An 8,453-nucleotide genomic window follows, 5' to 3' on the forward strand; every position below is an offset into this window, starting at 1 on the left:
CACTCGCTGACCGCTCCGGTGCTGAAGTTCGAATGCACGGAACGACGCTGTACAACAGCATCTACCGTTCCGACCAAGAGCTCCTCGTCAACTCGCATCTATGGGGAATCAACGCGTTCGGCGCGCCGATTTGGCACTTGCGGCAAACCCAATCTGGCTCAATGGCCAAGAGCTACCTGCAGTCGTTCGAGGCCGTCTGGGAGCAGTCCCGTCCAGTACAGTGGTGACGTGGCGCGCACCGACTACTACCACGACCCTGACGCGCCATTTCCCAATTCGATCGTGGTGGCGGCGTCCGTTGCGGTGCTCGACCGATCAGGCCGGCTGCTGTTGGTGCAACGCACCGACTCCGGGAGGTGGGCACTGCCCGGCGGCGCGATGGAGCCGGGCGAGACTCTTGCCGCGTGTGCGAGGCGCGAGGTTCGTGAGGAAACCGGCCTGACCGTTGACGTGACGGGCCTCGTCGGGATCTACAGCGACCCCAGCCATGTCATCGCCTACGAGGACGGCGAGGTCCGGCAGCAGTTCAATGTGTGCTTCGCAGGGAAGCTCGTCGGCGGCGAGTTGCGTCGCTCGAGCGAGTCGACCTCCGTCACGTTCGTCGACACCGCCGGACTCGAGCGCTTGTCCATCCACCCCACCCAGCGGCTCCGGATCGATCACTTTCTCGAACACCGCGAGGTTCCGTACCTCGGCTGACCGCACATCAGCCGACGACCGCAATGGGTTCGCGCCTCGATCGGCGTCATGATCGAGGCGCGAACCCGTCCTGCTCTATAAGGACGCCCACACCGGACCCCTGGTAGGGCGCCGGCCCAACACCGATCCCCGGCGGCGGAGGGACTTCGATGAGCAGGTTCGAAACTACGCGGCGGCAGCAGTGCCCTCGGTGTGAACGTGTCACCGAGCACGACGTCACCACCTACCTCGACGCCCCGTTCGGGCCCCACGAGGTGGTCTACTGCACCGAATGTGGGCGGTAGGTCGAGACGTCAGCCGGTGCCGAGGTACGAGCCGACGACGTTGGCGAACTCGAATCCGTTGGTGGCGTCCCAGTTGACCGACCACGTCATCGCGCCACCGATCGGCCCCCAGGGCTGATCCGGCACGAAGGCACCGCACCGGCTCGCCGTGGCCAGGCAGTCCAGCGCGGCGGTGACGTTGTCCGCCGGCTGGTATCCGCCGCCCGCTGCCGACGGCACCGCCGGTAGCCCCAGCCCGACCTGGTCCGGGTCGAGACCTGCTTGGAGTTGAATGCACGCCTGGGCGGTCAGGAAGTCGACGGTGCCCTGCGCGTACACCTGCTGATCGCAGCCGAGCATGGACCCGGAGTTGTAGTACTGCATGTTGACGATCGTCAGGATGTCCTGAATGCCGAGTGCCAGTTGGTAGTAGGCATACGACGGCGCCTGGAAATCGATGGTCTGCGGGGCCATCGTGATGATCAGGTCCGGGCCGGCGAGATCGCGCAGCTGCCGCAGAGCCTGCTCCATGTACGTCGCATCGATACCGTGCTCGAGGTCGATGTCGACGCCGTCGAACCCGTACTCCTGCATCAAGGCATGGGTGCTCTGGGCGAAGTTGGCCGCCTCGGTGGCATTGGTGACGCTGACGTGCCCGTTCTGGCCACCAACGGAGATCACGACGGTGCCGCCCGCAGCTTGCCGCTCGGCGACGTCGGCCTTGAACTCGTCGACGGTGTATCCGCCCAAGCCCGCAGTGTCCAGGTTGAACTCGATGCTGCCCGGCGATCCGGCGACGCTGTCGGCAAAGGCGATGGCCAGCAGGTTGTAGGCGGCCGGCACGTCGGAGACCTCGAGCACGGTGGAGCCGTTGTCGAAGTTGTGCCAGTAACCGGTCAGCCAAGCCCCGTCCTGCTGACCACCGCTGTCGTCTCCGGGCTCATCATCACCGGGCTCGTCTCCGCCGTCTCCGCCACCGCCGGTCGCCAGCCGTTCGCCCATCAGACCGACCAGTTCGTTCTCGTAGTCCCCCGCGAGGTCCCACCACATGGCGCCGCCGAAGCCACCGGCCTCGATGTAGTCGGCCTTCCGATTCACCAACCAGGGATCGTCGAACGACCAGAACTGGGTGCCGTCGTACGACCACGAGGCCATCGCCTGCTCGTCATGGAAGATCGTCCCGTCGCGCAGGTTGCGATAGCGATCGGTCCCGGCTTCCTCCGGGAACTCGCCAGGTGCGGCGCCCGAGGCGGACTGCCAGGCGCCGTGCGTGCCGCCGTCTTCGACGCCGCTCCATCCCCGGCCGTACAACGGGATGCCCATCGTCAGTTTGGACGCCGGCACCCCGTGGTCGGTGTAATACGTCATGGCCGCGTCCACGCTGAACTGTTGCGCTTCGTCCAGCGGGTTAGCGGGGTCGTCGTACAGGTTCGCCTGATGCCCGGCGGTGTCCGGATTCCAGGTGCCGTGCAGGTCATAGCCCTGGACGTTGCCGAAGTCGAGGTAGTCGAAAAGCTGGGACACGTCCCAGCCCGCTTCGATGAGAACCGGGTCAGCAGGCAGGAACGCGCTGAGTTCGTAATCATCGCCGGTTTCCGCGCTGAGCTCGTCCAATTGGCTGCGGAACTCGGCGAGCAGAAGTACGAGGTTCTCTTTGTCCGCATCCGACCGATGGTTGCCCGGATGCTGTTTGTCCGCCGGCGCACCGGGCCATTCCCAGTCGATGTCGATGCCGTCGAAGACTTCGGCGGCGGCGCCGTCACCACCACGCCCGTCGATCACGGGCAGGTTGCCCTTGATGAACATGTCGATGCATGACGAGACGAACGTCTCGCGAGACTCCGGGGTGGCCGCAGCTCGGGAGAAGTGCCGCGACCAGGTCCATCCGCCGATCGACACCATCGCCTTGAGATGCGGGTGCTTGGCCTTCAACTCCTTGATCTGGTTGAAGTTCCCGGCCAGTGGTTGGTCCCAGGTGTCGGCTTCGCCGTCCACCGATTCCGCTGCGCTGAAGCCCCTGCCGTAATCCGCCCACGCGTCGCCGGCGTAGTCGCCCTCGGTCGGCGAGTCTTTGGCACCGTTGGGTTGGTTGGCCTCGAAGCAGGTCAGCGAGTCGGGATGGATGTTGGCGAAGGCGTAGTTGATGTGCGTCAGATCCTGCGCGGCGCCGCTGGCATCGAGATCGTTCACCATGAAATCGCGACCGTAGATTCCCCATTGGGTGAAATACCCGACGCTGCGGTAGCCGGATTCCGCCGCCGGTGCCGCGCGATCGGTGGGCGCGGCTGCGTTCGAATCGGCCGGTTGCGCGACGGCGGATGTCGCCAGGCCGGTAGCGGTCAGGGCCAAGGCGGCGCTGTAGGCCGCGGTCGTGCGCCATCGGTTGCTCACAGTGACTCCTCGGATCGTCCTACGTCGACGGACGCACGAGTGCCATGACTCAGGGATTGACTCCCCGATGATCACGACGAGACTCGTATGTCTCGTAGGTCTCGCCGATTCCCGGAAAAGGCGCTTCACTGAAACTGGAAAGAAAGTTAGCAGAAGTAGTGGGCGCTGCCAAGAGTGAACATCTCGGAGAGACAACCGGCCGGAGAGCCCGATGTTCGATGACGGGACATCGGGCTCCCCGGTTCTCGGTCACGAGGGCGTGTGACCTCGACGCGGACGCGTGAGTGTTACACAGGCGGTCTCACGTGCCACGCGTCGGGCAGCCTGCCAAAAACCGGACCCGCTGCGCGGGCGGACGGCCCAAGTGTGTCCGGTTGCCTATGGCCAGTGGTGCGAACGGTGCGATGAAGATCGTCCGACCAGCCGAGGCCGAAACGCTCAGGTGGATGCCGTGCGGATATACGTCGACAACGAGTCGCGCTCGACCTCGAGTTCGGTGATACGGCTCTTGACGACGTCACCGATACTGACGATGCCCACCAGACGGCCGTCCTCCAGCACCGGCATGTGCCGGAACCGGCCTTCGGTCATCGCCTCGGCGAGTTCCTCGACGTGAGTGTCCAGCCGGCACGTCTTCACCTCCGCCGTCATGATGGCCGACACGTGCTCGGACAGGATGGCGGCGCCGTGCGACGCGAGGGCCCGGACGATGTCGCGTTCGGACACGATGCCGACGATGGCGTTGTCGGGGCCGGTGACGACCGCGGCGCCGATGTGGTGCTCAGCCAGGACCGCGAGCAGCCCGCGTACGGTCAACTCCGGCTCGACGGTGACGACGTCGTCGCCTTTGCTTCGGATGAGGTCAATGATTCGCATTGGGCCTCCTTGCCACGCGGAGCACGCGGGAAAACCGAGTCCTAGCACCGTACGATGCCTGAGCCGTTCAGGAAAGCCATCTGGGCACATCGCTCGCGCCGGGCCGGGTGCGCGCGGGCGAGTGATGTGGGCCACTCGCGCGTGACGCCGGTCACGCCTTAGGTATAGTCTCGCCAGACCCGCATGGTTGGGCCACCCTCGTGCGGACAACTGAATACCCCGTCCACTTCACAACGGATCGTCCGGCACGTACCTGCCGGTGAAGGGAAGTACCGATGGCTACGGTCACGTACGACAAGGCGAGCCGGATCTATCCGGGCCAAGACAAGCCAGCAGTCGACAGTCTCGATCTCACCATCGAGGACGGGGAGTTCCTGGTCCTCGTCGGACCCTCCGGATGCGGTAAGTCCACCAGCCTGCGCATGCTGGCCGGCCTCGAAGAAGTCGACCAGGGCTCCATCCGTATCGGCGACCGCGACGTCACGCACATGCCGCCGAAGGATCGCGACATCGCGATGGTGTTCCAGAACTACGCGCTCTACCCGCACATGTCGGTAGCCGACAACATGGGCTTCGCCCTCAAGATCGCCGGCACCCCGAAGGACGAGATTCGCCGGCGGGTCGGCGAAGCCGCCAAGCTGCTCGACCTCGAGGAGTACCTCGACCGCAAGCCGAAGGCCCTCTCCGGTGGTCAGCGCCAGCGTGTCGCGATGGGCCGGGCCATCGTCCGGGAGCCGCAGGTGTTCCTCATGGACGAGCCGCTGTCCAACCTGGACGCCAAGCTGCGCGTGTCCACCCGGACCCAGATCGCGTCGTTGCAGCGCCGCCTGGGTATCACCACGGTCTACGTCACGCACGACCAGATCGAGGCCATGACCATGGGCGACCGTGTCGCGGTGCTCAAGGACGGCTTGCTGCAGCAGGTGGACAGCCCGTTGGGCCTGTTCGACAAGCCGGCCAACGTGTTCGTCGCCGGATTCATCGGCTCGCCGGCCATGAACATCGCCACGTTCGACATCGCGGACGGCCGCGCCAAGCTCGGCCACGCCGACGTGCCGATCCCGGCGTCCATCGCGTCGAAGGTGGCCGAAGAGGGGTCGAACACCGTGACCCTGGGCTTCCGTCCCGAGGCACTCGAGCCCGTGTCCAGCGAGGACGCCGGCGGCATCCCGATCGTCGTCGACGTCGTCGAGGAACTCGGAGCCGACGCCTACGTGTACGGCCAGCCGGCTGGTCCGGACTCCGAACTGCAGACTGACCGGATGCGCAACGACACCATCATCGCCCGCGTGGAGCCGCGCAACGTTCCAGGCAAGGGCGAGAAGGTGACGTTCAAGATCCGGCCCGGCAGCGAGCACTTCTTCTCGGTCAAGACCGGCGAGCGGCTCAACCCCTGACGCCGCACCTCGTCACGGCTGCACCGACGGCGCCGTCGACCCCACCGCGGGGTCGGCGGCGCCGTCCGTTTCGACGACGGTCATCGCATCGTCACATCGACCAGGGACACTAGTCACCATGGAACTTCGGATCCTGGCCGCGCCGAGTGAGCAGCAAGCGCTACTCGACCTGCCCTGGGACATGCCCCTGGAGCAGTGGCCCGAGTGGTACCTGGTCGCGCTGCCACGAGGCATCTCACGCCACGTCGTCCGGTTCACTCGCCTGAACGGGCGGGTGTACGCGCTGAAGGAGATCGTGCAGTCCTTCGCCGACCGCGAGTACCAGATGCTGCGGGACCTCGCCCGGCTCGACGTCCCCGCGGTGCAGGCGGTCGGAGTGGTCAGCGGGCGAGAAGCACCCGACGGCACTCCTCTCGACTCGGTCCTGGTCACCCGACACCTGCAGTTCTCGTTGCCCTACCGGGCGCTGTTCGCCCGGATGATGCGCCGCGACACCGTCGAGCGGTTGACCGACGCGCTGGTGGTGCTCCTGGCCAGACTCCACCTCACCGGCTTCTTCTGGGGCGATTGTTCCCTGTCGAACACGTTGTTCCGGCGTGACGCCGGCGCGTTCGCGGCGTACCTGGTCGACGCCGAGACCGGCGAGTTGCACAACGCGCTCAGCGACGGCCAGCGTGCCCATGATCTCGACATCGCTCGGACCAACATCGCCGGGGAGATGATGGATCTCCTCGCCGCCGGGCAGCTCGACGAGACGATCGACCCCATCGCGACCAGCGACCACGTCATAGAGCGCTACGAAGCGCTGTGGGGCGAGCTGACCGAGTGGGAGGCCTTCGACGTCACCGAACGCTGGCGCATCGCCCGCCGGGTCGAGCGGTTGAACGAGCTCGGATTCGATGTGGACGAGCTGGACATCGTCACCGACATCGGCGGGCGCACCATCAAGGTGCAGCCCAAGGTCGTCGACCCGGGCCACCATTCTCGTCGGCTGCTCCGCCTGACCGGGATCGATGCACAGGAGAACCAGGCTCGGCGCCTGCTCAACGATCTCGACGCGTACGCGGCCATGACCGATCAGCAGGGCGAGGACGAAGAGATCGTCGCCAACGCCTGGGTCCTGAACTGTTTCGAACCCGTCATCCGCACCATCCCGCGCGAGTTGCGGGGCAAGCTCGAGGCTCCCGAGATCTACCACGAGGTGCTAGAACACCGGTGGTACCTCTCCGAACAGCGCGGTCACGATGTCGGTTTGGTCCAGGCCGCGCGCAGTTACGCCGAGAACGTCCTGCGGCACAAGCCCGACGAGCTGGCGATCCTGGGCGGCACCACGGCGGATCCGGCCGACACTCAGCCGTTCCGGATCTCGTGGACCGACCTGCAGTAGGTCCGCTCAGTCGGCGAACCCGCGGATCCGATGTTGCATGACCCGGTAGGGCCAGTCCTCCGCCGTGTTCCACTGGCTGACCGACAGATGCAGGTCGTCCAACGTCGACCCCGGAATGACGTAACCGCCGTACAGCTGCGCGACGTGGGCGTCGTCCTCTTCGCCCCACGCCCCGCCCCAGATCAACGTGCGACGGTGGGCGGTGTACAAGTTGGACGTCGGGGTGTCCATGATGATGCCGTCGATCCGGTAGTCGCCCGCGTTGAACCACGTGAGGACCCATTTCCCGTCGAGTGGGCGTAGGCACAGCTCGCCGAAGCTCCCTTCGAGGATCGGCGTCGGCGGGTTCCCCCAGGCCCAGACGCCGTCGCGATAGCCCCAGGGCTCGTAGGCAGCCAGGTCGGTGAGTCGGTCCTGCGGCACCCGGTGCAGGATGATCGGCTTGTCACGCTGGAATCCGGTCGAGTACACGTAGACGAAGCCGTCGTTCCCCAGGCCCCAGGTGAACAACTGGAACATGCCGCCGTGCAGGTCCGGCGGGAACTCGGCGCCGGTGTGCTGCCAGCTCGCGCCGGAGTCGTCGGACCGCCAGATCTCGGTCCACACCACGTTGCCGAGGCCTTTGTTCACCATGACGTGCAGGTACATGGTGCCGCCGATCGTGATGACGTCGGATGGCAGCACCGTCGAGAACACCGGGTTGTCGTGCTCGTAGTGCCACAATTGCTGCGCCGCCTCGCCGCCCACGGCGCCGGACCACGTGACGCCGGTGTTCAGGTCGCTCGTCGTCGACCACAAGGCGACCGGGGAGCGCCACCATCCCCCGCCGACGCGGGCCTCTTCGAAGGTGTCACCAAAAACGAACAGCACGCGCCCGTCGGGCGTGCGCGCAGGAACTCCGAGGTCGGTGGCCTCCATACGGAACCGGGTCGTGAGCCCGGGGCCGGTGAGATCGGCGATCTTGGTGACCTGGATGGCGTTGGCCGAAGCCGGAACTGCCGCCTTGCCCAGCAACGACGCCCCGCCGAACGCGCCGGCGGCGGCCTTGAGGAAGGTGGAGCGACTCACCGTGCGCGGCCGCTCGTCGTCGGTCTGCATGTCCACCCCTCCACGTTCAGAAATCGATTACCGAGGATCATTCAGGATGTCGCGGACATCGTCAATGGCGACGCGGCCCTCGGCTCGCCATCAACTGCCGATCGACGCGTGCGCGGCTGTTACAGTGCTCCGCGCGGGCACATGAGTAAGAGGATGTTGGAATTGAGTCACAACACGTTTCACCTGCGCCTTCGTGCGCGCACTTTGGCCGGGTGTGCGGCAGCCGGCACAGCGCTGCTCCTGACATCTGCCTGGCCGGCTTCTGCTGCTGAAGATCTCACGACCGACAACTACCGAGCGCCCTCGCCCATCACCAACAGCGACCTCAGCGCTTACGAGTAC

6 protein-coding genes and 3 pseudogenes are annotated in these 8,453 nt (G+C 65.9%); 5 read left to right on the top strand and 4 right to left on the bottom strand.

Annotation, left to right across the window (positions count from 1 at the left end; genetic code table 11):
- Both M6444_RS07460 and M6444_RS07465 read left to right on the top strand, forming a co-directional pair.
- Positions 1–227 (top strand): annotated as a pseudogene (locus M6444_RS07460) (transcriptional regulator); the annotation flags it as partial.
- Between the two features lies 1 nt (position 228).
- Positions 229–699 (top strand): NUDIX domain-containing protein, encoded by a 471-nt coding sequence (locus tag M6444_RS07465; protein ID WP_298325016.1) that lies wholly within the window; start codon positions 229–231, stop codon positions 697–699.
- A 293-nt stretch (positions 700–992) separates the two neighbouring features.
- Here M6444_RS07465 and M6444_RS22915 read toward each other — a convergent pair.
- The 3 genes and pseudogenes from M6444_RS22915 to M6444_RS07475 all read right to left on the bottom strand — a co-directional run.
- A pseudogene (locus M6444_RS22915) lies at positions 993–1,871 on the bottom strand (chitinase); the annotation flags it as partial.
- A gap of 129 nt (positions 1,872–2,000) precedes the next feature.
- Positions 2,001–3,482 (bottom strand): annotated as a pseudogene (locus M6444_RS22920) (glycoside hydrolase family 18 protein); the annotation flags it as partial.
- A gap of 309 nt (positions 3,483–3,791) precedes the next feature.
- Positions 3,792–4,229: a CBS domain-containing protein gene (locus tag M6444_RS07475; protein WP_298325023.1), complete on the bottom strand. Its 438-nt coding sequence runs from the start codon at positions 4,227–4,229 to the stop codon at positions 3,792–3,794.
- 275 nt (positions 4,230–4,504) lie between these two features.
- Here M6444_RS07475 and ugpC point away from each other — a divergent pair, with 275 nt between their 5' ends.
- Positions 4,505–5,626, top strand: coding sequence for a sn-glycerol-3-phosphate ABC transporter ATP-binding protein UgpC (gene ugpC / locus M6444_RS07480; protein WP_298325025.1), 1,122 nt, complete (start codon positions 4,505–4,507; stop codon positions 5,624–5,626).
- Positions 5,627–5,744: 118 nt separating this feature from the next.
- A complete protein-coding gene (locus tag M6444_RS07485; RefSeq protein WP_298325027.1) occupies positions 5,745–7,013 on the top strand; it encodes a DUF4032 domain-containing protein in 1,269 nt (422 codons plus the stop codon).
- 6 nt (positions 7,014–7,019) lie between these two features.
- Here the strand turns inward: M6444_RS07485 and M6444_RS07490 are convergent, their stop codons facing one another.
- Positions 7,020–8,111 (bottom strand): DUF4185 domain-containing protein, encoded by a 1,092-nt coding sequence (locus M6444_RS07490; RefSeq protein ID WP_298325029.1) that lies wholly within the window; start codon positions 8,109–8,111, stop codon positions 7,020–7,022.
- Positions 8,112–8,273: 162 nt separating this feature from the next.
- On the opposite strand from M6444_RS07490, the gene M6444_RS07495 reads away from it, so the two are divergent.
- A partial coding sequence (locus M6444_RS07495) for a hypothetical protein (RefSeq protein WP_298325032.1) occupies positions 8,274–8,453 on the top strand: 180 nt, incomplete at its 3' end.

It is taken from the genome of Haloactinopolyspora sp. (assembly GCF_027324685.1).
GTDB lineage: Bacteria > Actinomycetota > Actinomycetes > Jiangellales > Jiangellaceae > Haloactinopolyspora.

What these genes read in the sequence shown, in the direction of transcription:
- M6444_RS07490 (WP_298325029.1), bottom strand. Translation starts at nt 8,111, where the DNA reads ATGCAGACCGACGACGAGCGGCCGCGCACGGTGAGTCGCTCCACCTTC.
- ugpC (WP_298325025.1), top strand. Translation starts at nt 4,505, where the DNA reads ATGGCTACGGTCACGTACGACAAGGCGAGCCGGATCTATCCGGGCCAA.
- M6444_RS07485 (WP_298325027.1), top strand. Translation starts at nt 5,745, where the DNA reads ATGGAACTTCGGATCCTGGCCGCGCCGAGTGAGCAGCAAGCGCTACTC.
- M6444_RS07475 (WP_298325023.1), bottom strand. Translation starts at nt 4,229, where the DNA reads ATGCGAATCATTGACCTCATCCGAAGCAAAGGCGACGACGTCGTCACC.